A 25,246-nucleotide genomic window follows, 5' to 3' on the forward strand; every position below is an offset into this window, starting at 1 on the left:
TAAAAATTTCTGTCCTCAATATTACAGCAAATTTACATCAAAAATGTAAATCCTCATTTCCTTCGTATTTTCCTTTATTAAGCCTTTTTCTTATGAATAATTCTGCGACAATTAAATTGGGTACCCATGCTAACCAAGCAATAATAGCGTAACTAAGTTCAAAATGTTCTATCCCAAATAGAACGATAAACAAAGGTAGCCAAATTCTTAATGTAACTGCCGCAAAGGTTAAAGCATAATTTCTAATCATCCAATTCCGATGGTCTTTCATTTTTTTATTCTTAACCCTATGTAACGCTTGATATGCTGATGTTAACCAAAATACAGATAACAAACCGAAACCTAGCTTCGCTACCAATCCTCCCGTAGCATAAAAGGATAGGTACAGTCCAGAAACGCCTCCTAATAATATACCAACCATATAGATTCTCCCAGCTATTCGATGACGGTTGATATTCCTTTCTCTAAATTTAGTGGATAATGTAAACGGACCAATTACTAATGCTACTATACTCGTTGTAATATGTGTAAATAACATACTATACCAGAACTCACTTAATTTAGATCCATACATAAGCTTCGCTTTTACAAGCCCTGTTTGAAATCCATCCATAATAAAATATTGGACAACAATATAACTAGATACTAAAAAAGCAAAACAAGTAAATACAAACCAAATTTTCCTGTTCAAATTTCACTGCCTCCTTATTACATTACTGTTCATTCTAGGGAAAAATAAAAAATCCTTCTTTACTGATTTATTCAATACATTGTTTTTATAAACCGAATGACTTACATGGAACGACGAATAAAATATATGATATAAGGCCCTTCTTCATACCTAAAAACCCTCAAGTATATCGTTCTATACTTGAGGGTTTACTCATTTATTCCTTCTCGTCTCTCATTTTCTTAAATCAACAGTCTGCTCATCTGTAATCTGCTCAAGATGGAAAAATCTCTTTATATAATCGATATGTGACCATTTTTCTTCTCCACCAATAATAAATAATTCTTGCGCATCATACATAAATGAAAAGCTTGGATAGAAACTGTCAGTCTTTATTTCAATCTCACCAGTACGATTACTGATAATCTTACAGTCTGCTGAATAGCTTAATAACGTATAGAGAGAATCTTGTGCTGATTGGAAGAAATACTAGAATCATTTTATAAACGAGATCGCACATCTCATTGGAGAATTACAGGTCTCCCAAATAAAGCTGGATGATAAATTAACATCGCACCTACAAATGAACACACTAAACAAAAAACAGCTTCGTATTTTATAACTAGGGAAGAATTGGTATCAAGCTTTTCCCCCTCTCTTTTACATATCATTTTAAAAGCTCTATATAATAAATATCCAATAATCGTCCCGAGGGTGTTCGTAAATAAATCATCAATATCTGTAATTCTATTATTTAATAATTGATTTAACTCAATTGCCAATGAAAAAAAGAATCCCGCACATACGGTGTTTTTCATTTTTCTAAACTGCGACCAAATAGTCGGTAGTAAAAAACCGAACGGCATAAACAGTACAATGTTTAAAAGATACGTAGTACTACCTACTGTATCAAATAGATTCAAGTTGATTTGATTTACACGAATCCACGTTTCATATCTACTTATATCCCATACAGTCGCGATTTGCGTCACCTTATACACGAGCGAAAGGTAGAATAGAAAAACATATACCCATAAAAAATGCCGAATAGATATATTGTTTTTCGCTTTAAAATAAAATCCAATTTGAAACACAATACAAAAAATTATAGTAAAAAAATACGTATACAAATAACTCATTAAAACTCCTGTATGCATGTGGAATCCCCTAACTTTAAAATTTCATCTATGACTTTGTTGTTTATCCCGCATTAACGGGCAGTAAGACCCCCACCTCAAAATTCAGCGAAAGCAAAGGAGTTAGGTGGAGGGTCAACTGCCCGTAAAAGCCCGATTGGTTCAACTAATAATCAGTGGGGATGAAGAAAGCCCCCACTGATTAAAGTTTCACTTTATAGGATAGGAAAAACTTTTAAAATAAAAAGTGGGGTAAATATAAAATTTTTCTTAAATCTTTACATGCAACCCTTGTAGTATTTTCATCAATGCAGTATGGAAGTCTGACAAGAGGAAAACAATTAGCGTGAATGAAAAGGTACTTGCAATTTGTAATAAAATTTTAGAGTTCGATGCTTTTAATGAATTTGCTAAAGAAACTATTAAGGAATTATATTAATTAAGGGATTGCCATATAGCAATCCCTTAACTTCCTCATATTTCTTCCTTCTCATCCATCATACTGTAATACCCCAAATTAATAATAACCAAGAAATACCCACCCATAATTCCAGCAGCAAATGTCCACATGTACTCACGGTGTTCAATTTCATACATAATAATCGAGCCAAGTATGGCGGCTGCAAACCGGTTCATCATGCCCAGCATCGGTGCTTTTTCTTTTTTTACAATGCTATTTCCAAACTTTTCGATACGCCTTCCTAAAATCCAGGCGCAGTACATACTAACTATAAGGCCAATGCTTATCCCTACAAACTGTGCTCGAAAAGGTGTCATCAGCCATCCCAGTAACATCACGCCTAGCAAACAATATATTTGTATGTTAAATGATCTTAATGCCATACGAATCATGTTATGCTCCTTACCTTTCCTATTACTCCCATCTTTCGGGCTTCAAGCTTTCCGATATATCTTTTTTAAAATGAGGGAATTTGATTTTGCTCACCATTAAATAAGCAAGTACGCATGTGCCAAATGCCACGGAAACTGGTTTATTTAAGAGACATAAAATGAGGAGACACATTGCCGCAAATGGAATGGGCATTCCGATGAATGTCGGGAGTTTGCTTTGTTGTGTATTAAATCTCGCAAGCCGAAGCATTCCGCAAATACTATAAGCAAGCGCACATATCATCCCAATAGACTGCAAATCTTTTAACGCGACACTATAGGCAAGAATAGACGGTGCCACACCAAAGGTAACTAAATCCGCAAATGAGTCTAACTCTCCGCCAATTTCCGAAACAGCATCCAGTTTCCGAGCCACCATACCATCAAACAAATCAAATACCATACCTGTAATAATGAACATGACTGCACCATGCATATCGTGAACGAAAACAGCGTGAATAGCGAGAAGTCCACATACAAAGTTTGCTATCGTCATCATATTTGGTATGTAACTCATCACATGCTTCTCCTCCTTTTTACTCATTACAATCAAGATCTTTCTGTTTTTCTTCCAATATCACCTTATTTATTTTCTTTAACGTATCCGTCATTTGCTCTAAAGCACCGATATCAATTTTTGAAAAATACTTTTCAATTAATACATCATCTAGCTCAGACAACTGCTCCATATACTTACTACCGTTTGGACCAAGGGTAAGGAAATACTCCCTTTTATTATTAGGATTTACTTGTTTTGAAATCATCTTCTGCTTTTCCAATTTCGATAACACTTGGCTCACAGCGCTTTTCGATACATTAAAAGTAGTCGCAATGTGATTTGCTGTCGTGTTTTCATTTAAATGAATATGAAATAACATACTCTCTTGCTGTCCTGTAAGACCGTACTCATCTTTTAACTCCTGAAATAGTAAAATGTAGAATTCATTATAGGCTCGGTTCATTTCATTAATTATTTCTTTATACGTTCTCGTCATAGCACTCTTCCTCCATGCGGTTATTTCGGTTTTAATAGTTAAGTTCACTTAACTTAACTATAGTATACCGTTATGTTTGTGTAAAGGGAAATCTAGCTCCGCACTTTATTCACAACGAAAAAAGAAGACATCCATTAAGATGTCTTCTTCTCCTACTTAAAACTCCAAACTCTTACCATTCGTCGCAATTACTTCCTTATACCAATCGAAGCTTTTCTTCTTCGATCTTTTTAATGAACCTTTTCCTTCATTATCTTTATCAACATATATATATCCGTAACGTTTTTTCATTTCTCCAGTAGAAGCACTTACAAGGTCAATCGGGCCCCAACTTGTGTATCCGATAATATCTACTCCATCTTGGATGGCTTCGGACATTTCAATCATATGCTTCTCTAGATAATCAATACGGTATTCATCATTCACTTCATCTTCACCATTTAATTGATCGATTGCACCGAGACCATTTTCAACAACAAATAAAGGTTTTTGGTAACGATCGTACAGTTGGTTCGCTGTAATACGGAAGCCTTTCGGATCAATCGTCCATCCCCACTCTGATTTTTCAAGATATGGATTTTCAACAGAACCGAATACATTTCCGCTCGTTATGCTTTTTAACACTTCTGGATCTGTACTTGTTGCTCGGCTTGCATAGTAGCTAAAGCCAATATAATCAACCGTATGCTCTTTTAAAATTTCCTTGTCTTCTTTTTCCATTTCAATTGTTACATTATTATCTGTAAAGAAGCGTTTTGCGTATCCAGGATATGCTCCTCTTGCTTGTACATCAATGAAGAAGAATGATTCACGGTCTTGTTCCATCGCGCGTTGAACGTCGTCTGGATTACATGTGTACGGATACGTCGCACCAGCAGCAAGCATACAACCGATTTTTGCATCTGGAATAATTTCATGACACGCTTTTACAGCTAACGCACTTGCGACAAGTTGGTGATGCGCTGCTTGATACTGAATTTGTTTTTTATTATCACCTTCTTTAAACGCTAATCCTGCTCCCATGAAAGGTAAATGTAACAGCATATTAATTTCGTTAAATGTCATCCAATATTTCACTTTATCTTTATATCTATTAAAAATCGTTTTTGCGTACGTCTCAAAGAAAGTAACAAGCTCTCTACTTCTCCAGCTTCCATACTTTTCTACTAAATGAACAGGTACATCAAAGTGAGCCATCGTAACGACTGGTTCAATGTCATGCTTTAACAGTTCATCAAACAAATTATCATAAAACTGTAACCCTGCCTCATTTGGCTTTTCATCATCACCATTTGGGAAAATACGTGTCCAAGCAATCGATACGCGTAACGCTTTAAATCCCATCTCTGCAAACAACGCAATATCTTCTTTATAACGATGGTAAAAATCAATCGCTTCATGTGACGGGTAAAACTCTCCTTCTACCGGTGTAAAGGAATGAATATTTCCTTTCATAATATCCCAACGTTTCTCACCAGTTGGTAATAGATCAACCGTCGTTAATCCTTTTCCATCTTCTACATATGCGCCTTCAACTTGATTGGCTGCAGTTGCTCCACCCCATAAAAATCCTTTTGGAAAATTAACTTTAGACATATAGAAAAACTCCTTTATATAAGAATGAACGAGGAAAGGTATTACGATTCTCAAAGAATACCTTTCTTCGTATGAACCAGTATGAAATGTAACTACTATTTAACTCCTAACTTTAGTAAGGAATCTCCTGCTTGTATCTTTTCTACTTCTGTTTTTTTCATGTTATATTTATCATAATTTGTAACAACAACTGGTGTTGTCACAATATAACCCGCCTTTTGAATTTCAGATATATGAAACTCAATAAGTAACTCCCCTTTTTCTACCCTCATTCCTTGTTCAATATGAGAGGAGAAAAATTCGCCATTTAATTTCACAGTATCCATCCCAATATGGATTAAAATTTCAGCACCTGAATCTGCCGTAATTCCTACCGCATGATTTGTCGGGAACAGCGCAGAAATCGTACCTGAAACGGGTGAAAACAACTTTCCTTCTGAAGGCTCAATCGCAACTCCTTCACCTAGTGCACCTGATGCAAATGCAGCATCGTCAATATTTTGAAGCGGCATAACAGCCCCATGGAAAGGACTAAAGATTACTTCATCATCGTTTGATGCAGCAATTTTATTACTTGTTTCCTCTGTTTCTGCAGATGTTTGCTTTTTCGTAAAACCGAATAAGTAAGTCAGAATAAAACCGACTAGTAAAGAAACAACCATCGAAACAATTGCTCCCCAAAATCCAGCAGTAATCCCATCTTTCGGACTAATAAATGTCGGAAGTGCAAATATACCAAGTCCGCCTGTCATATACCCTTGTGTACCAAATACACCAAGTATTGCGCCGCCAATTCCTCCGGCAATACAGCTCATAATAAACGGCTTTTTAAGCGGAAGTGTAATACCATAAATCGCCGGCTCTGTAACGCCGAAAATACCTGAAATAAAAGCTGGAATACTAAGTGTTTTTAATTTCTTATCTTTCGTTTTCATCCAAACGCCAAGCACCGCACCAATTTGAGCAAATGAAGCAGCAAATATAAGTGCGAGTATCGGATCAATACCGTGCACTGCTAAATTATTAAAACCAATCGGAATAATTCCCCAATGAAGACCGAATATAACGAGTACTTGCCAGAAAGCGCCAAGTAACAAACCTGCTACTAACGGGCTTAAATGATAAACCCAAAGTGTCGCCTGTCCTAAAAACTGCCCTGCCCACGTCGCAATTGGACCAATAACGAGAAATGTAACTGGTACAACGATTAGTAACGTTAAGAATGGTAGTACAAATGTTTTCACAACATCCGGAATCACTTTCTTTAAAGACTGTTCAACTCTCGCTCCAAAATAAGCAGCAAGAATAATTGGAATAACAGATGATGCGTAGTTCATTAAAATAACTGGTATTCCTAAAAACGTAATATGAATTGGTGATTCAAACATCGTCCCTGCAAATAGCGTATATAATGGCTCACTTGCTTTTAAACCGGATAAAGCCGGATACACTAACGCTCCCCCAATTGCCATACCGATGAATGGTGATCCTCCAAATTTCTTACTTGCTGTATATCCTAAGAAGATTGGGAAGAAATAAAATAACGAATCGCCAACTGCATTTAATATTTGATACGTTCCTGACTGCATACTTAACCAGCCTAACGCTACAAATAGTGCATTCAATCCTTTAATCATCCCAGTTGCAGCTAACACTCCTAAAATAGGAGTGAAAATGCTAGAAAGAATATCTATAAGACTACTCTTTTTCTTCTCACCCGCACTTTCTTCCTCTGTTTCTTGAAACCCTCCAACAGCAATAACTGCTTTATATACGTCGGATACATGGTTACCAATTACAACTTGATATTGTCCGCCACTTTTCATAACAGTCACAATGTCTTCCATACTTTTCAGTACTTCTGTATTTGCTTTCCCCTCATCTTTCAACTGAAATCGTAAACGAGTGACACAATGTACAACGCTACTTATATTTTCTCTCCCGCCAACATTCTTCAGTATGTCTTTTGCTAATTTTTCATACTTCATAGTAACTTTCCCTCCCTACAATCATGCCTTTTATCATTTTTATAAAAGAAAAAACCTAAACTAACCGTAACGACGTGATACATACGAATCACTCCATTACAAGTCAATTTAGGTTTTGCCTGCCAAACAGTAACAATCCCGTTTATTCAATTACATAATGCATTGCGTTTCGTTACACGATGAATGTGCAACGTTAAGTACACTTTTTCATCTTTTGAAAGATGACTATTATGTGCTTTTTGTAAGTATGCTTCAATTTTTTCTGTACAACAATATGCCTCTTCATACTTACTTTTCACTTGCTCGTATAAAAAATCATCCTCTGCCGAATGCAATTCCTTCTGCATTAAACGCTGGGCAAAGTATCGTAAATGCGTTACGAACCGACTATAATTAAATGAATTTTCATCTAAGTTCATCTTATAGTGGTACTTTACAACATTTAAAATATCTTGGACGATTTTCGTCATCGCCACCGTTTGCTGCATTGCCGGCTCTCCTTGCTGCGCATTCACGAAATGCAAGGCAATTGACCCTGCTTCATCTTCAGAAAGTCTAAAGCCAGTCTCTTCTTCAATAATGTTCAAAGCTTGTAGACCAATTTCAAACTCTTTCTGATAGAATCTCTTAATCTCCCAAAGCAAAGTATTTTTCAGATCCATTCCTTCTTTATGCCGAGTTAAGGCGAAACTTAAGTGATCCGTTAATGTAAGATAAATATAATCACTTAAAGTCCCCGGCAAAACTGTCTTAGCAAACTGAATAATTCTCTCGGTAATCTCTAAATTTTCTACAGGAATTTCAGTTAGCAACCTAGCAAGTTTCTCTGATAATTCCCTTGTTTCTAGCACAAAGGTCTTTTCTATCTTAGATTCATCAATCGTATCGCCTACTTTTTTCTGAAATCCCAAACCTCTGCCCATAAGTACAACTTCTGTCTCATTATCCTTCATCGTACAAACAACATTGTTATTTAAGATTTTATGGATTCTCATAGTGTTCCGCCTTCTTCTTATTAAATTCACAAAAGGTAATAAAAAAACCTAAACTGATTCCAAAAGCCACACTACACCCGTAGCCTCTAAATCAATTTAGGTTTTGCCTGCCGAACAGTAACAATCCTTTTACTTATTAACTTACCTTCATTATACACAAAAAGTAAGCGGTTGCAATGATGAATTATTGAATATTTTTTTACAAAGCAAACATCATTATATTTTACAATTGCTGCAGGTAGCATTTATCTTTCACTACATCTATCATTCTGAATAAATAAACATAATCATTACAAAAATTCCATATAGACCCATTACTGGTTAAAATGTTATAATGAAATCACCCTACATAGTTACTCATATTTATACTGAGGAACTAGCGTCTTATTAAGCAACGCGCATAACTAAAATAAAAAAGACACTTGAAAGTGTCTTTTTTATTTATTTTCATAAGAATTATCTCTTTTATAAACAAAACCTATTAAACAACAAAGGAGAACTATCGAATGGAGAATACTGTATCGAGAGAACTACGTAACATACGTGTATGCCTTATTATCTTGATCATTGTCATTGCATTTTGGGATCGTGAGAAACCTGTAGAAATCACTGATCATGGTAGCGATCCTATCTTAAACACTAGCAATATGACCCAAGTTGGCGATCATACATTTGCCTATAAAGACGAATCTAATCAAATTAAAATATTTAAGTTTGATCCGGATACAAATGAAATAAAGCTAATAAAAGAGTTTTATGCTAACGAATATTAATTACATCCATTGAACAGAAGGCACCTCAAGGTGTCTTTTTTTATTTTCAAAAGGACCTGCTCACATTCATGCGTCAAACATAAAGTATATAGAATCCGTTAAAACGCATGAGTGATCCTTTGTTTTCTCCCTCTTATTTAAAGGAGGAACTATTATGGGCTTTGGTGGTAGTTGTGGAGGCTGTGGCTTCGCTGGAGGCTTTGCTTTACTAGTTGTGTTATTCATTTTATTAATCATCGTTGGAGCTGCTTGCTTCTGCTAAACAAACTATCGGAAAAGACACTCTTATATGGGTGTCTTTTCTTTGTAAACTAAAAAGTATATGAAATGAAGACATAGGAAAAACGGGATACTTACTCAAATTGTTTTTCACCTTATTAATTATATCCAAAAAGTTGGATAGCTTCTTTTACTACTCATGTTATTGATGAATAAAGCAATAACTACAATAACAAGAGAACCAACTAAAACGGGTGTTACTAAATAACTCCAACTGTATGCCCCTAAAATAACGATAATTGGATCAGCCCCTGCCGGAGGATGTGTTGTTCTCGTTAACATCATAATAGCAATCGACATCCCAACTGCTAAAGCAATTGTCCAATATTCATTCCCAAACAAATGATATATTGATAGACCAATGAAAGTTGAAATCAAATGTCCTCCAATAATATTACGCGGCTGCGATAACGGTGCATTCCAAACTCCAAACGCTAATACACAACTCGCCCCAAATGGAGCCATTAACAATTCTGTAGAAGTTATACTCGTTAAATATGTTAAGGTGAGAATTGTTAAAAATCCCCCCAATAATCCCGTTAAAGAATCTTTTATATTTACTTGTAACGGACTTCTTCCTTTCCCTTTCATTTTTGCAAAATATCGTACCCTTATTGGTTGAGCCTCTTTCTGCTTAGCTGCTGTTATAGGATTCATCATTCTCCTCCTTTATTTACCAACAATTATATTTTAAAAAAACTAACCAGTCAATATTGATTTTAGGGGTTAGTTTTAAAAGACGGAAAAAAAGAATCAACTCATATAAGTTGATCCCCTAAACTTCTTCACATTTTCGATCCTGGAATTTTGCTACCTTTTTCCGGTTCCCGCATATTTTCATAGAACACCATTTTCGTTTTCCACTTTTATCTATAAATAATAAAACACAGTCGGGATTTGAACACCTTTTAAGAGAAATAAGCTTATTTTCTGTTATTAAGGTTAAAGCATCCAATGCAATTATCGATACAAGTACATCCTCAATTTCTCCAACTGGGACAGGTACTAGACGTTGTTCAATGACTTTATATGTAAATGGTGCCTTCTCAATTTGTTTTTCTAAATACGTAATAAAATCATTAGAAATTTCGTGCTGATCAGCAATTGCCTCAAACTGTTTTCTCAGTACCTCTCTTGCCTCTAATATGCTAGATGTAACTTGATTCATGCGCTCTTGAATTTCTATAAGTGTTTTTTCATTCCAAAAAGGCAAATTAACCTTTATTACATGTATCCATTCTAATACATCTTCATCTGTTATTAATAAATCATAACGTTGTCCACGCCTAACTAACTCTGTATTCACTAAATCTAATGAGAGATTTCCAGATATAAGCGGGAATTGTTTTGTTTCCTGCATGTACTCATCACCTACTCTTTAAATAATCATATTCCAAATTCATACAGAAGTACAACTTTTTATAAATTCACATCTAGAACCCCCCCCCTTACTAGAGCATCCCATTCACATTTAAAAGAATCTACATATACCTCCTTCCCTTAAAATCATCAAAACCCATTTACAAATCTATAAAAGTAGATATAATATCCTTATGGAACCTTCATTAATTTATAAAGCATTGTCAAATGAAACAAGATGTCAAATTTTATCATGGTTAAAAAATCCAGAAAACCATTTCGACGAAAAACCTTATTTAGAACAAGGAATTAATTTTCAGATTGGAGTGTGTGTAGGAGATATCCAGCTTAAAACTGGCTTAGCCCAATCGGTTATTTCTAGTTATTTATTAACTATGAAAAAGGCAGGGCTACTAGACTCTGATCGAATTGGAAAATGGACATACTATCGTCGAAATGAAGAAACAATACGGGCGTTTTCTGAATATGTCCAAAACGAATTATAAAGTAAAAGCTACTAATCAAACTACCAATTGATTAGTAGCTTTCACACCTTCTGCTTTTTTACAGGTGTCCAATTACTCTTTTATAAAATTGCACTACCTATAAAAGCAAAAAACATAGAAAGGAGAAAATTTTTTAACATATCATATCTAGTTATTTAGATATCTGTTATTGTATTTAACATTACATAATTCTAATACTATTTACATCCAATCATACTTATAATAATGCTCATTTTCTTTGTTAATGAATCAACTTTATTTTCAAAATAATAATAAGAATGGAGATTTTTACAAATGAAAAAAGTAAATCCTTTACTTATTCTGACACTAGCAATAGGTGTGTTCGGAATTATTACTACCGAGATGGGTATTGTCGGTGTATTACCACAAATCACTCAGAAATTTGGTATTTCCACTGCACAAGCAGGATTTTTAGTAAGTATATTCGCGCTAGTTGTTGCTATTTCTGGTCCGTTTTTAATTTTGCTCGTCTCTAGTGTGAATCGAAAAATAATTTTATTAACAGCAATCTTTATTTTTGTTATTTCAAATATAATCTACGCTTATACAACACAATTTGAAATCATGCTTATTTTTCGTATTTTACCAGCAGCTCTTCACCCACTCTTCTTTTCAATCGCTCTTGTAACTGCTGCTAAACTTGTCCCCCCTGAAAAAAGTGGTCAAGCAGTTACAAAAGTTTTTATGGGAATTACAGTTGGTTTTGCTCTAGGTGTACCATTAACCTCTTACCTTGCAGACCAGTTTTCACTAGAAATTGCTTTCTTATTCGGAGCGCTTGTTAACGCTCTTGCATTCATTGGAATATTAATTTCACTTCCTTCTATGCCTGTTAAAGAAAAAATGTCCTTTGGCAAACAAATTCGCATACTCGGAAAACCGGGATTATGGTTAAATATTTTAACCGTCACATTCCTTTTTGCGGCCATGTTTTCTGTATACAGCTATTTCGCCGAGTACCTTGCAAAAGTAACTTCTATGAATGGATCGCTCATCAGTATTATGCTATTTATATTTGGTATAGTTATGATTTTAGGCAATCAATTATTTGGTGGTCTCCTACAAAAAAGTATAGTAAATACAGTAATATCGTTCCCTATTTTATATTCTATTGTTTACATATTGGTTTATTATTTAGGCTCCTACCTTGTTCCAATGATTTTTATGGTATTCATTTGGGGAATCATACATGCCGGCGGATTAATTGTTGGTCAAACATGGTTAATAAGCGAAGCAAAAGAAGCACCTGAATTTGGTAATAGCCTATTCGTTTCATTCTCCAATCTCGGAATTACTTTAGGTACAACTATTGGAGGCTGGTTTATTTCAAACTTAGGTATTCACCAGCTTATTTGGAGTGGATTTATATTTATACTACTTTCATTTCTATTAATTATAATAAAAATAAAATTTTTCGATTCTAATAATCAAGCATCATTATCAAGTTAATACATTTAGTAACGCCGTAAATTCTTCTTTCATTTTGGATTACATTCAAATATACAACCTATTTCCATCGGAATCTTTATATTGTTTTTCTCATTATTACAGGATATAAGTCTCCCATACAGTGGAACTTTAATCAGCCGGGGCTTTGTCCACCCTCCACTGATTATTAGCCCGCAAATAGTGGGATACATAACCAAGTAAATTTTTATAAACTTAAACGTATGATACCCAAAGCCTTTAGCCATAATTACGACTAAAGGCTTTTTTCTATATAACTAAAAAGGAGCTGACTGTATGGAACATAATAAAAATGGAATACTTGCTTTAATCGTTTTATTTGTGGGACTCGCTTTTTTTGTTATCGGTATGGTTTATCATTTATGGGGAACGGTTTAAGAAAAAAGTACTCGTATGAGTACTTTTTTCTTAATATGTCATCTGAAAACATTCTAAACTTACTTACATGCATACAATTATCAATGACGGTTATATAACCGATAAGATTATAGATTATCAATTTAGCAATCTACATTTATATGATTAGGAAAGGAGCTAAAAACTGAAAATGTTAGAAATCATTTTTGTTGCTGTATTACTTTTGTCTAGCATCCAACTTATCTTTATCAAGCGCGGGTTGACGAAAAAGAATGTATTCATCTTAATAATAAATTACACATTCTTATTAGCCACCATCGTATTAATTGACGCAAACTGGCGTATGATCCCTGCCTATTTCTTATTGTTCGTTTTAACATTACAAGTTTTTTTGAAACCAAAAACTACAGCTGTTTCTAAAAAGTTAGTGATCAAAATTTTAAAAGGGTTAGGAATTATCGTAACTGCTATCGCAATGTTTACGCTACCCTTGCTTTTTCCGATCTTAACACTCCCAGAGCCTACAGGAAAATATACAGTAGGAACGAAAGCGTTTCATTTAATTGATACAAATCGAAAAGAAACCATTGTACCGAGTAGTAGTCATGGAAATCGTGAACTTATGATACAAGTGTACTATCCTGCTGAAAAAGGATCTGGGAAACCTTCTGCCTACTTTGAGAACATAGACGCCCTCGCTGAACAATTGGGTGTAACAAAAGGTGCTCCGTATATCGTAACGACACATTTAGGGCTGACAAAAACACATTCTTATCAAGGTGCTAAGCCACTTCAAGTTAAAGAAAAATTCCCACTCCTTTTATTCGGCCATGGGATGGAATTATACGGACAACAAAATACATTCCAGTTAGAAGAATTAGCTAGTCAAGGTTATGTAGTAATCGCTCTTAATTTCACAGGATACGCAGCAACAACAATTTTCCCTAATGGAAAACGTATAGATTCCGTACCAATTGAATTTACACCTAACGCTTTAAATAACATGGTTCGAAATTGGGAACAGGATACTACTTTTGTTTTAAACGAAGTAATAAAAGGCAATTTTGATAAAAACTTTACAGCCATTGCAAATTTAATTGACGATGACAAAATCGGCATGTTAGGTCACTCTTATGGAGGAGCAACTGCCGCGCAAATGTTAATAAAGGATACTCGTATTAAAGCTGCAATTGATATGGACGGCGGATTGTATGGAGATCCAATGCCTAAAGACGGCCCTCAGAAACCATTCATGTTGATGAACGCTGAAGCTACCATTCAGTATATGAAAGAAGCGGAGAATCAAAAGACAGGCGGAATCCAAGATGAATTGTTTGAAATATCCTATTTAAGAAATAAAACCATTGAAAAACCTGGCGTGTACACAGTTGTAATTCCAAAAACAAATCATAATAGTTTTACAGATTTAGCCGCATTTTCACGTATTATTAATGAACCCGGTGAAGATGTAGCCGCAAATTATAAACTCATTAATAAACTAGTAACTAGCTTTTTCGATCAAACTTTAAAAGGGATAAACGAAAATCATTTAGAAGAAATTCAGAAGCAATATCCTGAGCTTCATCTTATTAAACACTAATAACCATTTCCCTAGTTATGGAACCCCTCCTTATGCTTGAGGGGTTTCCACTTTAAAACAATTAGAAAAAAAGGCCCCATCACTGGGGCACTCAAAAAATAATATAAGTAAATGAATTAAAACAAATAACAGACAATTAAAATATATACGATAAAAATTGTATAATTCGTATATATGCAATATTACATAGAAAAATTTCACTATTACATGCTATACTAAAAAAGGAGTCGACAATCGTTATTTTCTTCTTAGTTTTAAAGCAATATAGATATATCTTCTTAACTTCATTTGGATTGTACAAGCAAAAGAAGACATCTTACTAGATGTCTTCTTTTCTTATATTTTTTATGAATTCCGTTGAGCAGATGCTCTCCAAGCACGAAAAGATGTTGGGTGTCCAGAATGAGCTCTTTGCTTTGCAGCAGCAACAGCTGGTTTTTCTTCAATAGTCTTTGGTTTTTCTTCCACAATCACTGATTTTTCTTCAAGAGTATTCACGGCTGTCTGTATTTTTTCCAACTGCTCTTTTAAGGCTTGCTGTTCAATCTTTAAATCCGTAAGTAATCGTAAAATCATTTCAGAATTGGCCATAAAGATCCTCCTTCCCCCAATACACAGAATAAAATACAATATGTCATCAGCCGAATAGCGGTGACAAAAATAATGTTGTCAACTCTTTTAAAATCTAAGCACCTTTATTTTTCAAAAGGACCTGCTCAAGATTATCCGTAAAAACATAAAGTGAATTAAATCCATTAATTAATGGTCTTTATGGAAGGAGGAGTTAATATGGGCTATGGCGGTAGTTGTGGTGGAGGCTGCGGTTTCGGCGGCGGATTCGCTTTACTTGTTGTACTGTTTATTTTATTAATCATCGTTGGCGCTAGCTGTTGGGGCGGCGGATTCGGCTGCTAAGGGGAGGCACTCTTGAGAGTGTCTTTTTTTGTGTTTTTGGATGTACAGGCCCTCCCTATCCGTCGTTTCCCAGCGCTAAAAAAACAATGTTCTTGTTATCTTCTCCCTCGAAATTCGTACATTTTGAAATTGACATAACACTTCATGCACCATATACTGTTAACAACAGTATACTGTCATTAACAGTATAAATCCTAATTCATTCTAGGAGGAAGACCCATGAAACATACAGGAAGACATACAGGTGCATTTCTTTTGTTATTTTTAGCTCAGGGCGATAACTACGGCGGGCAATTACTACAAAAGTGCGAGGAAGAACTTCCCGTCAATCCAATCGATAGTGCCATTTTATATCGCACGTTAAAGAAATTAGAAAACGAAGGTGCGATTGAATCTTACGTAAGCACAGATCATCAAGACAAACCGAGAAAGATGTACAAAATTACGCCTGCTGGGAAGGAACAATTGGCAGACTTTCAAATGGACATTGAAGAAAAAATGAAGAACTTATCCTTTTTCCTGGGCAAATATAAAGACTTACAGGAATCCGACCATGATTAACGGCGTGATTCTTTATACTTTAGCCATTATTCTTACGGGGATTTCTTTTATGAAGGACCGCAAGAAAACAAAAGATGCTCTAATGAAGTCGTGGAAAATGTTTCGCAACCTTCTCCCTGGGATGCTCTCCATCATGCTTTTCGTTGGCTTATCGCTTTCTATATTAACGCCGTCCTTTATCTCTTCTATCATTGGAGAACAGTCCGGATTGTTAGGTATTATGTATTCAGCAATACTCGGATCCATTGCACTTATTCCAAGCTTTGTCGTATTTCCTCTTGGTCATACGTTAGTCCAACACGGTGCAGGCTTACCTCAAGTTGCGACACTTATGTCTACACTCATGTCAGTAGGAATTACAACTTTACCGATGGAACAAAAGATACTTGGGCGAAGCTTTGCTTACGCACGTAATGCAGCTGCTTTGCTCATGTCTCTTCTATTCTCCTATATCATTTGGATGGTGATGGTATGAAAGAACTAAAAAGATATCGCTTCTTTTTCGTCTTACTACTCGGGCTCTTTATATTAACTTTTATAAATCAATCTTTAGGATGGAGTGCATTACAACTAACAGGGAATAGCATTTTAGATATGCTGTTTCTCCTCCCCCCTGTCTTACTATTTGTAGGGCTACTTGATCAGTGGGTGAAAAAAGAAACGCTCATGAAATATATGGGTGAAAAATCAGGCATCTATGGTATCTTATTCTCTCTATTATTAGGCGGCATTGCAGCTGGTCCTCTCTACGTCGCCTTTCCAATCGCAGCACTACTATTAAAAAAAGGTGCAAGCATTCGGTACATCGTATTTTTCTTAGGCGTTTGGACAACTGCGAAATTGCCAATTCTCGTGTATGAATTTTCTTCATTTGGCACTACTTTTACACTTATTCATATTTGTTTTGGTCTAGTATTCTTCTATATTATGGGGCTTATTTTTGAGAGGTTTTATAATCAGGAAGAGTTGCTTCGGTATGATGTTACGGAGGAAATGTAAAAGACATCTTTAATCATAAAGATGTCTTTTTATATAAATCTTAATTTTCGTTCTGTAAAACCCCTGCTACCTTTACTCCCTTTTTCTCTTCTTTTAAGAACAACGATACGATAAATGCAACAACGATAAAGACTAATCCAAGTGCAAATGCCCCTTGGAATCCTGACGTTAAACCATTTAACTTCTCTACTGGATCCATTGGATTTGCGGAGCTTTCCATATACTGAGTTGTTCCTGAAGACATTTTTGAAATAAAGATAGCCGTACCAATTGCGCCAGCTACTTGCTGCAGCGTATTAAACAGTGCTGTTCCGTGCGGATATAGATCTGGTGTTAATTGATTTAAACCGTATGTTTGTGCTGTCATGACAAACATGAGTCCAACCATTAATATGCTGTGCATAATAATAATTTGTAACATTGATGTGTCAGGCGTAATGCCTTTAAATAAGAACATTGCAATCCCTACTAACACAATGCCGGGAACGATAATAACTTTCGGACTAAATTTATCAAATAGTTTACCTGCAATTGGTCCCATTATAGCGCTAATCATACTTCCCGGAAGCATGATAATTCCTGATTTAAAAGCTGTAACGAGTAAAACGGTTTGCAAGAACATCGGTAATAAAGTCATCGTTGAAAATAACGACATCATCACAATGACAATTAATCCAACTGATAATGTAAACATCGGAACTTTAAATGCGCGTAATTCTAAAATTGGATTCTCGATTTTTAATTGTCGCACGATAAAAATACATAATGAGATAAGCCCAACAATTAAAGCACCATATACTTTCGCATCGGACCATCCTAAATCACCCGATGCACTAAAGCTATACACAAGCCCGCCAAATCCTAATGTCGATAAAAGGATAGATGGATAATCTACTTTTGGTCTTGTTAACTCTGAAACATTTTGAATATACTTCATTCCAATCATAATGGAAATGATTACGATAGGAATAACAATATAGAATAACCAGCGCCAATTCAGTGAATCCACAATTACTCCAGATAATGTAGGGCCAATTGCCGGAGCTGCCATCATCACAAGTGCGATTAATCCCATTGTGGCACCGCGTTTTTCAGGCGGACAAATAATTAAAATCGTATTCATTAATAACGGTGAAATTAACCCTGTCGCTATCGCTTGGACGATACGGCCAATTAATAAAACAGAAAATGTCGGTGCAAATCCCGCAATTAATGTACCAGCTAAAAACGTTACCATAGCGATCAAAAACATCTGTCTCGTTGTAAGCCATTGCTGAAGTAACGCTGTAATTGGGACTAAAACCCCAACCACCAACATGTATGCTGTAGAAAGCCATTGAATCGTTGAAGCTGTTACGTCGAATTCTTTCATTAATACTGTTAACGCATTACCAAGTAACGTTTCGTTTAATAATGCAACCATTGCCCCTAAAAGTAATGCAATTAAAATGGGGATATGTTTCAAATTAGAAGTATCAACTTTGCCACTTGCAGGGCTCTTAGTTGTCATATTCATTTACAAATTCTCCTCCTGTTTCTTGCTTAAAACATTTTAAATACACCGGAACACATGTAATATAATATACATATGTAGATTAAAAAGGGAGAATCAATTTTCAGCCACTGTATATTTAATCTACAAAAAAGGAGAATTGTAGATGAATGATAATGAAAAACAACTTGATTTACGTATTAGACGTACACATAAATTACTATGGGATTCCTTATTCGAATTAATGACACAATCAAAACAGAAATATAGTACGATCACAATTAACCAAATATGTGACCGCGCAATGGTACACCGAACAACTTTTTATAAACACTTCGAAGATAAAGATGCTTTATTAACATTTGGATTTAAACGATACGGCAAGATGATTGCTGAAATACCGGTCTCAGATCGATTAAGTAAACCATTTCAAGTAATGGAACAATTCCTACATCATGAAGAAATCGGTAAAATATTAGAAACACAAATGTCTGATGAACAATTTATTAGTCGTGCACAATATTTAAGTCACGAAACGAGAAAACAAGAAATAGAAGCGTTAAATCAACTGTGTAAAAATCATACGATGCCAAATGATTTAATCATTGAATTTTATTCAGGGGCAATTACCTCATTAAACGCATGGTGGTTTAAAAATGAAAGAAAAGTTTCTGCTACTGAAATGGATATGTATCTCCACCAACTTATTAACCGGGATATTTTTCAGTTTGGCAAAGAATAATTTTATCGATAAAAAAAGCCCATATGAAATGGGCTTTTTACATACTATTTATTCTCTTTCAACTTCTCTAACTCCCGCTGCACTTCTTCTTGTAAATTTTGATCTAACACTTCTTGTTGATTCGGAGACTTCATGTTGTAAAAGTAGTTGCTAGCAGCTGTTTCTGCTTCTAGTTTCTGTACGTAAGATTCAATACGTGCAAAACCTTTCGCCGTACTTTCTGTATGGAACGAATCAATCGCTCTGTTGCTTTCTTTTATCGCTTGCGCCGCATTTAACCTTGAAACAAGAACGAGTTCTTTATATTGCAATTCTCCATATTTCTTTTGCAGTTTGTCAATTTGTTCATAAAGCGTCGCTGTTTGCTCTTTTGTTATTTCGTACTGCTGACGGTATAACTCCGCCTTTTTCTCATTCACAATTTTTTCTTGCAGGGCTAACTGCGCCATATGATCTTCTTCACGTGATACGGCAAGTTCCGCTTGGCGAGTTCTCTTCGCAATAAGAGCATTCGTTTCTGAAATTAATGCTTCATATTTTTTTTCTAAATAATATTGATGCGAAAGTGCTTTTTCCGCCTTCGTAATTTGCTGTTCTGTCTCGCGAAGATATTGCTTTAACATACTAACCGGATTCTCTATCTTATCTAACGTTTGATGCACATCCGCCACTACAATATTTTTAATACGTTTTAAAATACCCATTATTACTTCTCCTCCTTACGAATATTACGTTCCCATTGATCTAAAATATCCACCTGTTGATGCACTTGAAAATCGCTGTATACATCTATATGAGTTGCTAATCTTTTTTCTTTTAATTTTTTATATGTCCAACCAATTATCGCAACAAATGCGAGCACCGGAAGAACTGGTAATACACCAATAACTAGGAGCAATATGCCTGTCCACTTTTTAACCATATTCCCTTCAGACTTACGAAGCATGTACCAGCCGAAAAGAACAAATCCAAACGCTAACAGGAATGGTATAAAGAATACACCTTCAAACTCTTTTTCATGGTGTTTTTCATGATGCTGATCTCGCTCAAAGTTATTAAATTTCTCTTTTTGCGTAACGAAAGCTTCTCTTTCTTTATCGTGAGAAACAGTATATGCTGCTTGCTTATGTTTCTCATGATTCCACCTTTCAAACTTCATACTATGTAATCCAAACAGTAGTAATCCCAGAAGTAACGGAAGGATCAAAACCCATTTTAACCAACGCAATTTTTTACGTTTATTCTTTTTCATCTGTTCACCACCATCTATCCTTCGTTTTGAAATAAGTAAAAAATGTATGACCTCCCTTTACCTTTGATACATACGATTGTAAAACGTAGACGTGAGAAGAAAGTGAAGGAAGCATGATGAATATATGAGAAATATATAAGAAATTTCTCATAATGATTTCAAAACAAAAAAAAACAATTTCTCCATAAAAAATAGAGAAATTGGGTCCTTGTTTCATTATTTTTATTCACTTTAGCAACTCACATACCACCCTTCTTCAAATCCGAACTTTCAACAACTGAACGGGAATACCCCACCTTCTTAACTCGCATCATCCACTTTGTTCATACGCTGACCTGATACATGTTCATCTGGCCGAAGTTGTTGCAAAGCAGCTTCGGATGTTGTTAGATAGGAATTTTTAAATAGCTTCTTCATTATGGAGAAAAAACCGTCGATAAATTTAAGTTACAAATATTCAGAATTAATATTAAAATATAAAATGGGGATAGGGGTATGGGATTATAAAATTTATACATAACGAGGGAATAGAAATGAAACTACAATTAAAAGCGGATTTAGGGCTACTACTAGTTACATTCTTTTGGGGTGCATCCATCTTACTTACAAAGGTTGGACTCGAAGGCATAGAAGAATACAACTTAATCGCATTACGATTTATTATCGCCTTTCTTTTATCAGGTTTAATATTTTACAAACATTTATTCAAAATTGATTTTAAAACTGTAAAATATGCATTTATACTCGCTTCTGTCTTATTTATCGTTTACATTTTCGCGACTTTCGGCACAAAGTATACGAGTGTTTCTAATGCTGGTTTCTTACTATGTCTCACAGTCATTTTCATTCCGATATTATCAGCTATATTTTTAAAACACATTCCGGAAAAGAAAGTGGTAGTAGGAATCTTTTTAACGATAATAGGAATCGGCTTATTAACATTAACGAGCGAATTCAAGATCGGTAACGGCGATATATTTTGCATACTATCTGCCTTATTTTATGCCATTCACGTCATCATTACTGGCAGCGTAACAAAACATGTGAACTCCATTGCACTTGGAGTCATACAACTCGGTTTCGTCGGCCTATTTAGCCTTATTTTTTCATTCATTATCGAAACACCAAAGCTTCCTAGCACAACCAACTCATGGCTCATCATCTTAGCCTTAAGCATATTTTGCACCGCAGTCGCTTTCATCGTGCAAGTTATCGCCCAGCAATACACGACACCTACACATACAGGGCTTATCTTCTCATTAGAACCTGTCTTTTCCGCAGGCTTCGCTTTCGTTTTCACAGGTGAAACACTTACCGGGAAAGGATACTTAGGGGCGACACTTATATTAGTGAGTGTGTTGATTGCTGAGGTTGATTTTAAGAGTGTATTGCGGCCTAATTATAAAAAAAATATGGAATAGTTATTTCACTACAGTACATAAACATACCCCGAAAATATTCGTTTGTATTATTTTCACCCTCTTATCTTAATTTTTTAGATGCTACCTTCGAATAAGGTAGCATCTAAAACATGTTACAAGGAACTATTATATTTATGTAGCCTGCATAGTTCACCGCTTCTACATTACTTACTGCACATAGTCATACAAATTTTTCGCTAATAACAAACAAGTTACTGTAATGAAAAGGGCGCGAACATACCCGCTTCCTTTTTTTATAGCAAATCTGGATCCGGCGATTCCTCCAGCAATTTGAGCAATTCCCATTATGAAGCCATACGCATAGTTTACTTGCCCTACATACATAAACATGAACAATGCACCAACGTTACTTCCTAAATTAAGAAACTTCGCCGTACCTGCTGCTTTTAAAAAATCATACCCAATAAATAAAAGAGAAAACATTAAAAAAGAACCTGTGCCAGGACCTAGAAATCCATCGTAAAAACCAATAGCAAAAATAAAAAAGGTAAAAATAATGACGTGTCGACCAGACAATTTCTTATGAGTGGAAATACTTCCCCAATCCTTTTTGAATATCGTATAAATAGCGACCACACCAAGCATGATCAACATTAATGGCTTTAATACTTCTGGATTCATTAAATGAACAGTCCATGCCCCTATTATGGAACCTATGAAAGTGATTGGAAATAATTTAAACGCCGATTTCAAATCAAGATTACCAGAACGATAAAACACAATATTACTAGTTGCACTTCCCATCGTCGATGCTAGCTTATTTGTGGCTACTGCACTTGCTGGATTCAATCCTGTAAATAATAAAGCTGGTAAGGCGATGAGTCCGCCACCACCTACAACTGAATCAATAAATGCAGCCACAAACCCAAAAACAATCAAAATCATTAATACAGATGGGTCTAAATAAAAATCCATATTAGTAGCCTCCCCTTTAGTCACTATCGTAATAGTAACTATGAATTTGCTAAATGTAAAGAGTTATTGTAACGTTGAAATATAAAGTGAAACTTTAATCAGTGGGGGGTTTTGTTCATCCCCCACTGATTATTAGTTGAACCAATCGGGCTTTTACGGGCAGCCCGCCCCCCACCTAACTTCTTTTCTTCCGCTAAATTTTGAGGTGGGGGTCTTACTGCCCGTTAAAGCGGGATAACAGCAAACATCGGAGGACGAAAAAAGTGGACTACATAGTGCAACAGCTTAAAAAAATCGGTTTTAATGAATATGAAGCTAAATCTTATGTATCTCTTGTTAAACAGGGGCCTGTCACAGCCTACCAAGTGAGTAAAGATTCGGGTGTCCCAAGAGCGCGAATTTATGAGATTTTAGGTAACCTTGTAGAAAAAGGAATTGTCATGAAGGAAGAAATAAATGACACTACTCGCTATTCACCTCTACCCGTTGAAATCTTTTTACAGAAGGCTCAATCAGAATGGCAGTCTACTTATGAAGGAATTAGTGATTCATTAAAAAAACTAGAAACTTCCGAGGAAAAAACGGATAATAGAGTCATTACGTTAAAAGACAATCAAACAATCATTAGCTATTGTCAGGCATTAATAAAAAAAGCAGAACAACGTATTGTCATTTCAATGTGGGATGAAATGTATGAAGCGTTAAAAGAGGATCTAGCTGAGGTAGCTGATAAAGTCACAGTACAAGGTATTACCCTGCATGTTGAAAATCCTATTAAAAATCTAGAATCCCATCGTATAACAACTTATACAGAAACCCTCTCTACAGAACATTGGTTTATTTTATCAATAGATTCTAAAGAAATGATTTACGGCCCATCACTTGAAGAGCGTAATATTGCTTTTTATACAGATGACCCCGTTCATATATACCTATTAGAAGATTATGTATGGCATGATGTTTTAGTAAATCGCCTTGTCCGACGTAGCCAAGATGACTTGGAGCAATGGATTACTGCAGAGAGAAGAGCTTTCTTTATGGGGAAATAAGAAGCATATTCAAGAGCAAATCAAAAAATTTGCGTATTAAACCTAGCAACTTCTCCGTACAAAAATAGCCGACTATTATATAGTAAATAGTCGGCTATTTTTATATAAATTTATACAGACGCTGCCATTACCCCAGCGATTAATGAGATAAACGCTTCTCCCACTCTTTCACCTTTTCAATTGTTACATCTAATTTTTTAGCTATTTCTTCTACACTCATTCCTTTAAAGAGCATTCCAGCTGCCGAAAGTGCTTTATCAATTTCTTCTTGCTTCTCTTGTTCATATAAACGACCTACTTTTGTCATCCGTAACCACTCCTTTACCTTTTTATATGCCTTCTTCTATTTTATCGTCCAATCTCCACAACCCCCCCAAACTCTTTCAAAAATCTCAACTTAAAACTCCCCACAGGTCCATTCTGATGCTTTGCCACATGAATTTCCGTCATCTCTTTCTGCACCGTTTCCTTATCATAATAATCTTCACGATACATAAGCATAATGACATCCGCATCTTGCTCAATTTGTCCTGTTTCTCTTAGATCAAATAAAAGAGGTGTCACCTTATAACTATGTGACACCTCTTTTTTAAACATTTAATGTAGAATTGTTATTATTAGATTTTAAGTTTATTTTTCTTACAATTGCCGTTATTACCTTCATTAACAATAAGGGAATAACAGCTGCGTATATAATATATATAATTCCGTATTTAATAATAACCCCTAATCCATCAGTATCTCTCATTATAAAAGTGACATAATCTACATTTTCAAACAGTTCAATAACATTAGTAAATAACCTAGTGGCTAGAGCTAAACACCCTAAATAGAATAAAAAATTCATAAATCTAGCATTACCTTTTGTTACATACATGAGTATAAATGATGTAACAAAGCCTATATAAATATATGTAGCATATTCAACCGCGTACGCAATAACAAGAAACCCACCGATGAAAAAAGCGATTAAACCGCCTATTAAAATAGCTAAAAACAAAAGGAATGTTCCTTGTCCAGTAGGTATTGGAATCCCTACTGAATGGGTATCATTTTGATTTGATGCTAAATCCCATGTATCACTATCAGAATCTAGTGTATATCCTCTGTCGTATAACTTATTTTCTGCATCTCGACTTGCACATGTATTCCCTTCATAATATAACCGTTCCAGTTCTTCATCTGACTTATTCGAGTGATCTCCCATAAACTTCCCCCTATCCAATAATTTTTCCATTTATATTTA

30 protein-coding genes and 1 pseudogene are annotated in these 25,246 nt (G+C 35.2%); 12 read left to right on the forward strand and 19 right to left on the reverse strand.

Annotated elements, in window-relative coordinates; translation table 11 throughout:
• Nucleotides 1-37 precede the first annotated feature (37 nt).
• From AC0NJG_RS18810 to licT, 9 genes and pseudogenes are all read right to left on the reverse strand, one after another.
• Nucleotides 38-691 (reverse strand): DUF2306 domain-containing protein, encoded by a 654-nt coding sequence (locus AC0NJG_RS18810; protein ID WP_474063287.1) that lies wholly within the window; start codon nucleotides 689-691, stop codon nucleotides 38-40.
• A gap of 213 nt (nucleotides 692-904) precedes the next feature.
• Nucleotides 905-1,159: pseudogene (locus AC0NJG_RS18815) on the reverse strand (hypothetical protein); the annotation flags it as partial.
• Nucleotides 1,160-1,191: 32 nt separating this feature from the next.
• Nucleotides 1,192-1,827, reverse strand: coding sequence for a VanZ family protein (locus AC0NJG_RS18820; protein ID WP_087951535.1), 636 nt, complete (start codon nucleotides 1,825-1,827; stop codon nucleotides 1,192-1,194).
• A gap of 453 nt (nucleotides 1,828-2,280) precedes the next feature.
• Entirely contained in the window at nucleotides 2,281-2,658 is a 378-nt protein-coding gene (locus AC0NJG_RS18825) for an ATP synthase subunit I (protein WP_088326361.1), read from the reverse strand.
• A 22-nt stretch (nucleotides 2,659-2,680) separates the two neighbouring features.
• Nucleotides 2,681-3,214, reverse strand: a complete 534-nt coding sequence (gene pssA / locus AC0NJG_RS18830; protein ID WP_088326381.1) for a CDP-diacylglycerol--serine O-phosphatidyltransferase — start codon at nucleotides 3,212-3,214, stop codon at nucleotides 2,681-2,683.
• A gap of 19 nt (nucleotides 3,215-3,233) precedes the next feature.
• Nucleotides 3,234-3,692 carry a MarR family winged helix-turn-helix transcriptional regulator gene (locus tag AC0NJG_RS18835; protein ID WP_000198936.1) on the reverse strand — a complete coding sequence of 153 codons (459 nt, stop codon included), beginning with the start codon at nucleotides 3,690-3,692 and terminating at the stop codon, nucleotides 3,234-3,236.
• A gap of 156 nt (nucleotides 3,693-3,848) precedes the next feature.
• On the reverse strand, nucleotides 3,849-5,288 hold the full coding sequence (locus AC0NJG_RS18840) for a 6-phospho-beta-glucosidase (RefSeq protein WP_474063288.1): 1,440 nt from the start codon (nucleotides 5,286-5,288) through the stop codon (nucleotides 3,849-3,851).
• A 95-nt stretch (nucleotides 5,289-5,383) separates the two neighbouring features.
• Complete coding sequence (locus AC0NJG_RS18845; RefSeq protein WP_474063289.1) at nucleotides 5,384-7,276, reverse strand: beta-glucoside-specific PTS transporter subunit IIABC; 1,893 nt, start codon at nucleotides 7,274-7,276, stop codon at nucleotides 5,384-5,386.
• 146 nt (nucleotides 7,277-7,422) lie between these two features.
• The gene (gene licT, locus AC0NJG_RS18850) at nucleotides 7,423-8,271 is read right to left on the reverse strand and encodes a BglG family transcription antiterminator LicT (protein WP_087951531.1); all 849 of its coding nucleotides are present in this window, start codon (nucleotides 8,269-8,271) and stop codon (nucleotides 7,423-7,425) included.
• A 506-nt stretch (nucleotides 8,272-8,777) separates the two neighbouring features.
• On the opposite strand from licT, the gene AC0NJG_RS18855 reads away from it, so the two are divergent.
• A complete protein-coding gene (locus tag AC0NJG_RS18855; RefSeq protein WP_087995461.1) occupies nucleotides 8,778-9,044 on the forward strand; it encodes a YmzC family protein in 267 nt (88 codons plus the stop codon).
• A gap of 154 nt (nucleotides 9,045-9,198) precedes the next feature.
• Nucleotides 9,199-9,306 carry a YjcZ family sporulation protein gene (locus AC0NJG_RS18860; protein WP_000505670.1) on the forward strand — a complete coding sequence of 36 codons (108 nt, stop codon included), beginning with the start codon at nucleotides 9,199-9,201 and terminating at the stop codon, nucleotides 9,304-9,306.
• 119 nt (nucleotides 9,307-9,425) lie between these two features.
• Here the strand turns inward: AC0NJG_RS18860 and AC0NJG_RS18865 are convergent, their stop codons facing one another.
• Together AC0NJG_RS18865 and AC0NJG_RS18870 are read right to left on the reverse strand one after the other, a co-directional pair.
• Nucleotides 9,426-9,980 carry an HPP family protein gene (locus AC0NJG_RS18865; protein WP_087951529.1) on the reverse strand — a complete coding sequence of 185 codons (555 nt, stop codon included), beginning with the start codon at nucleotides 9,978-9,980 and terminating at the stop codon, nucleotides 9,426-9,428.
• Nucleotides 9,981-10,098: 118 nt separating this feature from the next.
• Nucleotides 10,099-10,683: a CGNR zinc finger domain-containing protein gene (locus tag AC0NJG_RS18870; RefSeq protein WP_087951528.1), complete on the reverse strand. Its 585-nt coding sequence runs from the start codon at nucleotides 10,681-10,683 to the stop codon at nucleotides 10,099-10,101.
• Between the two features lie 193 nt (nucleotides 10,684-10,876).
• Here AC0NJG_RS18870 and AC0NJG_RS18875 point away from each other — a divergent pair, with 193 nt between their 5' ends.
• The 3 genes from AC0NJG_RS18875 to AC0NJG_RS18885 all read left to right on the forward strand — a co-directional run bounded on the left by AC0NJG_RS18875 (nucleotide 10,877) and on the right by AC0NJG_RS18885 (nucleotide 14,633).
• A complete protein-coding gene (locus AC0NJG_RS18875; protein WP_060629779.1) occupies nucleotides 10,877-11,188 on the forward strand; it encodes an ArsR/SmtB family transcription factor in 312 nt (103 codons plus the stop codon).
• A 294-nt stretch (nucleotides 11,189-11,482) separates the two neighbouring features.
• Nucleotides 11,483-12,658, forward strand: coding sequence for an MFS transporter (locus tag AC0NJG_RS18880; protein WP_474063290.1), 1,176 nt, complete (start codon nucleotides 11,483-11,485; stop codon nucleotides 12,656-12,658).
• Nucleotides 12,659-13,223: 565 nt separating this feature from the next.
• Complete coding sequence (locus tag AC0NJG_RS18885) at nucleotides 13,224-14,633, forward strand: alpha/beta hydrolase family protein (protein ID WP_087965719.1); 1,410 nt, start codon at nucleotides 13,224-13,226, stop codon at nucleotides 14,631-14,633.
• Between the two features lie 345 nt (nucleotides 14,634-14,978).
• Here the strand turns inward: AC0NJG_RS18885 and AC0NJG_RS18890 are convergent, their stop codons facing one another.
• Entirely contained in the window at nucleotides 14,979-15,224 is a 246-nt protein-coding gene (locus tag AC0NJG_RS18890; RefSeq protein ID WP_098925675.1) for a hypothetical protein, read from the reverse strand.
• Nucleotides 15,225-15,422: 198 nt separating this feature from the next.
• Here AC0NJG_RS18890 and AC0NJG_RS18895 point away from each other — a divergent pair, with 198 nt between their 5' ends.
• From AC0NJG_RS18895 to AC0NJG_RS18910, 4 genes are all read left to right on the forward strand, one after another.
• Entirely contained in the window at nucleotides 15,423-15,548 is a 126-nt protein-coding gene (locus AC0NJG_RS18895; RefSeq protein WP_000540377.1) for a YjcZ family sporulation protein, read from the forward strand.
• A 219-nt stretch (nucleotides 15,549-15,767) separates the two neighbouring features.
• The gene (locus AC0NJG_RS18900; protein ID WP_474063291.1) at nucleotides 15,768-16,109 is read left to right on the forward strand and encodes a PadR family transcriptional regulator; all 342 of its coding nucleotides are present in this window, start codon (nucleotides 15,768-15,770) and stop codon (nucleotides 16,107-16,109) included.
• The gene (locus AC0NJG_RS18905; RefSeq protein WP_474063292.1) at nucleotides 16,102-16,584 is read left to right on the forward strand and encodes a hypothetical protein; all 483 of its coding nucleotides are present in this window, start codon (nucleotides 16,102-16,104) and stop codon (nucleotides 16,582-16,584) included. Before AC0NJG_RS18900 ends, AC0NJG_RS18905 begins: the two co-directional genes overlap by 8 nt.
• Complete coding sequence (locus AC0NJG_RS18910; RefSeq protein WP_474063293.1) at nucleotides 16,581-17,108, forward strand: permease; 528 nt, start codon at nucleotides 16,581-16,583, stop codon at nucleotides 17,106-17,108. Before AC0NJG_RS18905 ends, AC0NJG_RS18910 begins: the two co-directional genes overlap by 4 nt.
• 40 nt (nucleotides 17,109-17,148) lie before the next feature.
• Here AC0NJG_RS18910 and AC0NJG_RS18915 read toward each other — a convergent pair whose 3' ends face one another.
• On the reverse strand, nucleotides 17,149-18,624 hold the full coding sequence (locus AC0NJG_RS18915) for an MDR family MFS transporter (RefSeq protein ID WP_474063294.1): 1,476 nt from the start codon (nucleotides 18,622-18,624) through the stop codon (nucleotides 17,149-17,151).
• A gap of 142 nt (nucleotides 18,625-18,766) precedes the next feature.
• On the opposite strand from AC0NJG_RS18915, the gene AC0NJG_RS18920 reads away from it, so the two are divergent.
• A complete protein-coding gene (locus tag AC0NJG_RS18920) occupies nucleotides 18,767-19,342 on the forward strand; it encodes a TetR/AcrR family transcriptional regulator (protein ID WP_143880871.1) in 576 nt (191 codons plus the stop codon).
• A 44-nt stretch (nucleotides 19,343-19,386) separates the two neighbouring features.
• Here AC0NJG_RS18920 and AC0NJG_RS18925 read toward each other — a convergent pair whose 3' ends face one another.
• The gene (locus tag AC0NJG_RS18925; protein WP_429680503.1) at nucleotides 19,387-20,046 is read right to left on the reverse strand and encodes a PspA/IM30 family protein; all 660 of its coding nucleotides are present in this window, start codon (nucleotides 20,044-20,046) and stop codon (nucleotides 19,387-19,389) included.
• A 2-nt stretch (nucleotides 20,047-20,048) separates the two neighbouring features.
• On the reverse strand, nucleotides 20,049-20,594 hold the full coding sequence (locus AC0NJG_RS18930; RefSeq protein ID WP_308902168.1) for a hypothetical protein: 546 nt from the start codon (nucleotides 20,592-20,594) through the stop codon (nucleotides 20,049-20,051).
• 533 nt (nucleotides 20,595-21,127) lie between these two features.
• On the opposite strand from AC0NJG_RS18930, the gene AC0NJG_RS18935 reads away from it, so the two are divergent.
• On the forward strand, nucleotides 21,128-22,015 hold the full coding sequence (locus AC0NJG_RS18935) for a DMT family transporter (protein WP_016716648.1): 888 nt from the start codon (nucleotides 21,128-21,130) through the stop codon (nucleotides 22,013-22,015).
• A gap of 168 nt (nucleotides 22,016-22,183) precedes the next feature.
• Here the strand turns inward: AC0NJG_RS18935 and AC0NJG_RS18940 are convergent, their stop codons facing one another.
• Nucleotides 22,184-22,951, reverse strand: coding sequence for a TSUP family transporter (locus AC0NJG_RS18940; RefSeq protein WP_000348434.1), 768 nt, complete (start codon nucleotides 22,949-22,951; stop codon nucleotides 22,184-22,186).
• Between the two features lie 263 nt (nucleotides 22,952-23,214).
• Here AC0NJG_RS18940 and AC0NJG_RS18945 point away from each other — a divergent pair, with 263 nt between their 5' ends.
• Nucleotides 23,215-24,000: a TrmB family transcriptional regulator gene (locus AC0NJG_RS18945; RefSeq protein ID WP_308902166.1), complete on the forward strand. Its 786-nt coding sequence runs from the start codon at nucleotides 23,215-23,217 to the stop codon at nucleotides 23,998-24,000.
• 139 nt (nucleotides 24,001-24,139) lie between these two features.
• Here the strand turns inward: AC0NJG_RS18945 and AC0NJG_RS18950 are convergent, their stop codons facing one another.
• The 3 genes from AC0NJG_RS18950 to AC0NJG_RS18960 are packed head-to-tail and all read right to left on the reverse strand — an operon-like array spanning nucleotide 24,140 to nucleotide 25,207.
• The gene (locus AC0NJG_RS18950) at nucleotides 24,140-24,307 is read right to left on the reverse strand and encodes a hypothetical protein (protein ID WP_000169783.1); all 168 of its coding nucleotides are present in this window, start codon (nucleotides 24,305-24,307) and stop codon (nucleotides 24,140-24,142) included.
• A 41-nt stretch (nucleotides 24,308-24,348) separates the two neighbouring features.
• Nucleotides 24,349-24,582 (reverse strand): DnaB-like helicase C-terminal domain-containing protein, encoded by a 234-nt coding sequence (locus tag AC0NJG_RS18955; protein ID WP_474063306.1) that lies wholly within the window; start codon nucleotides 24,580-24,582, stop codon nucleotides 24,349-24,351.
• A 7-nt stretch (nucleotides 24,583-24,589) separates the two neighbouring features.
• Complete coding sequence (locus AC0NJG_RS18960) at nucleotides 24,590-25,207, reverse strand: hypothetical protein (RefSeq protein WP_474063295.1); 618 nt, start codon at nucleotides 25,205-25,207, stop codon at nucleotides 24,590-24,592.
• Between the last annotated feature and the right edge of the window lie 39 nt (nucleotides 25,208-25,246).

Source organism: Bacillus sp. SSR7 (genome assembly GCF_055902415.1).

Coding starts and splice junctions, on each gene's coding strand:
- AC0NJG_RS18890 (WP_098925675.1), bottom strand. CDS start 15,224: ATGGCCAATTCTGAAATGATTTTACGATTACTTACGGATTTAAAGATT.
- AC0NJG_RS18885 (WP_087965719.1), top strand. CDS start 13,224: ATGTTAGAAATCATTTTTGTTGCTGTATTACTTTTGTCTAGCATCCAA.
- AC0NJG_RS18905 (WP_474063292.1), top strand. CDS start 16,102: ATGATTAACGGCGTGATTCTTTATACTTTAGCCATTATTCTTACGGGG.
- AC0NJG_RS18855 (WP_087995461.1), top strand. CDS start 8,778: ATGGAGAATACTGTATCGAGAGAACTACGTAACATACGTGTATGCCTT.
- AC0NJG_RS18910 (WP_474063293.1), top strand. CDS start 16,581: ATGAAAGAACTAAAAAGATATCGCTTCTTTTTCGTCTTACTACTCGGG.
- AC0NJG_RS18935 (WP_016716648.1), top strand. CDS start 21,128: ATGAAACTACAATTAAAAGCGGATTTAGGGCTACTACTAGTTACATTC.
- AC0NJG_RS18925 (WP_429680503.1), bottom strand. CDS start 20,046: ATGGGTATTTTAAAACGTATTAAAAATATTGTAGTGGCGGATGTGCAT.
- AC0NJG_RS18845 (WP_474063289.1), bottom strand. CDS start 7,276: ATGAAGTATGAAAAATTAGCAAAAGACATACTGAAGAATGTTGGCGGG.
- AC0NJG_RS18915 (WP_474063294.1), bottom strand. CDS start 18,624: ATGAATATGACAACTAAGAGCCCTGCAAGTGGCAAAGTTGATACTTCT.
- AC0NJG_RS18820 (WP_087951535.1), bottom strand. CDS start 1,827: ATGCATACAGGAGTTTTAATGAGTTATTTGTATACGTATTTTTTTACT.
- licT (WP_087951531.1), bottom strand. CDS start 8,271: ATGAGAATCCATAAAATCTTAAATAACAATGTTGTTTGTACGATGAAG.
- AC0NJG_RS18930 (WP_308902168.1), bottom strand. CDS start 20,594: ATGAAAAAGAATAAACGTAAAAAATTGCGTTGGTTAAAATGGGTTTTG.
- AC0NJG_RS18840 (WP_474063288.1), bottom strand. CDS start 5,288: ATGTCTAAAGTTAATTTTCCAAAAGGATTTTTATGGGGTGGAGCAACT.
- AC0NJG_RS18920 (WP_143880871.1), top strand. CDS start 18,767: ATGAATGATAATGAAAAACAACTTGATTTACGTATTAGACGTACACAT.
- AC0NJG_RS18940 (WP_000348434.1), bottom strand. CDS start 22,951: ATGGATTTTTATTTAGACCCATCTGTATTAATGATTTTGATTGTTTTT.
- AC0NJG_RS18860 (WP_000505670.1), top strand. CDS start 9,199: ATGGGCTTTGGTGGTAGTTGTGGAGGCTGTGGCTTCGCTGGAGGCTTT.
- AC0NJG_RS18895 (WP_000540377.1), top strand. CDS start 15,423: ATGGGCTATGGCGGTAGTTGTGGTGGAGGCTGCGGTTTCGGCGGCGGA.
- AC0NJG_RS18870 (WP_087951528.1), bottom strand. CDS start 10,683: ATGCAGGAAACAAAACAATTCCCGCTTATATCTGGAAATCTCTCATTA.
- AC0NJG_RS18875 (WP_060629779.1), top strand. CDS start 10,877: ATGGAACCTTCATTAATTTATAAAGCATTGTCAAATGAAACAAGATGT.
- AC0NJG_RS18825 (WP_088326361.1), bottom strand. CDS start 2,658: ATGATTCGTATGGCATTAAGATCATTTAACATACAAATATATTGTTTG.
- AC0NJG_RS18950 (WP_000169783.1), bottom strand. CDS start 24,307: ATGACAAAAGTAGGTCGTTTATATGAACAAGAGAAGCAAGAAGAAATT.
- AC0NJG_RS18960 (WP_474063295.1), bottom strand. CDS start 25,207: ATGGGAGATCACTCGAATAAGTCAGATGAAGAACTGGAACGGTTATAT.
- AC0NJG_RS18880 (WP_474063290.1), top strand. CDS start 11,483: ATGAAAAAAGTAAATCCTTTACTTATTCTGACACTAGCAATAGGTGTG.
- AC0NJG_RS18900 (WP_474063291.1), top strand. CDS start 15,768: ATGAAACATACAGGAAGACATACAGGTGCATTTCTTTTGTTATTTTTA.
- pssA (WP_088326381.1), bottom strand. CDS start 3,214: ATGAGTTACATACCAAATATGATGACGATAGCAAACTTTGTATGTGGA.
- AC0NJG_RS18865 (WP_087951529.1), bottom strand. CDS start 9,980: ATGAATCCTATAACAGCAGCTAAGCAGAAAGAGGCTCAACCAATAAGG.
- AC0NJG_RS18835 (WP_000198936.1), bottom strand. CDS start 3,692: ATGACGAGAACGTATAAAGAAATAATTAATGAAATGAACCGAGCCTAT.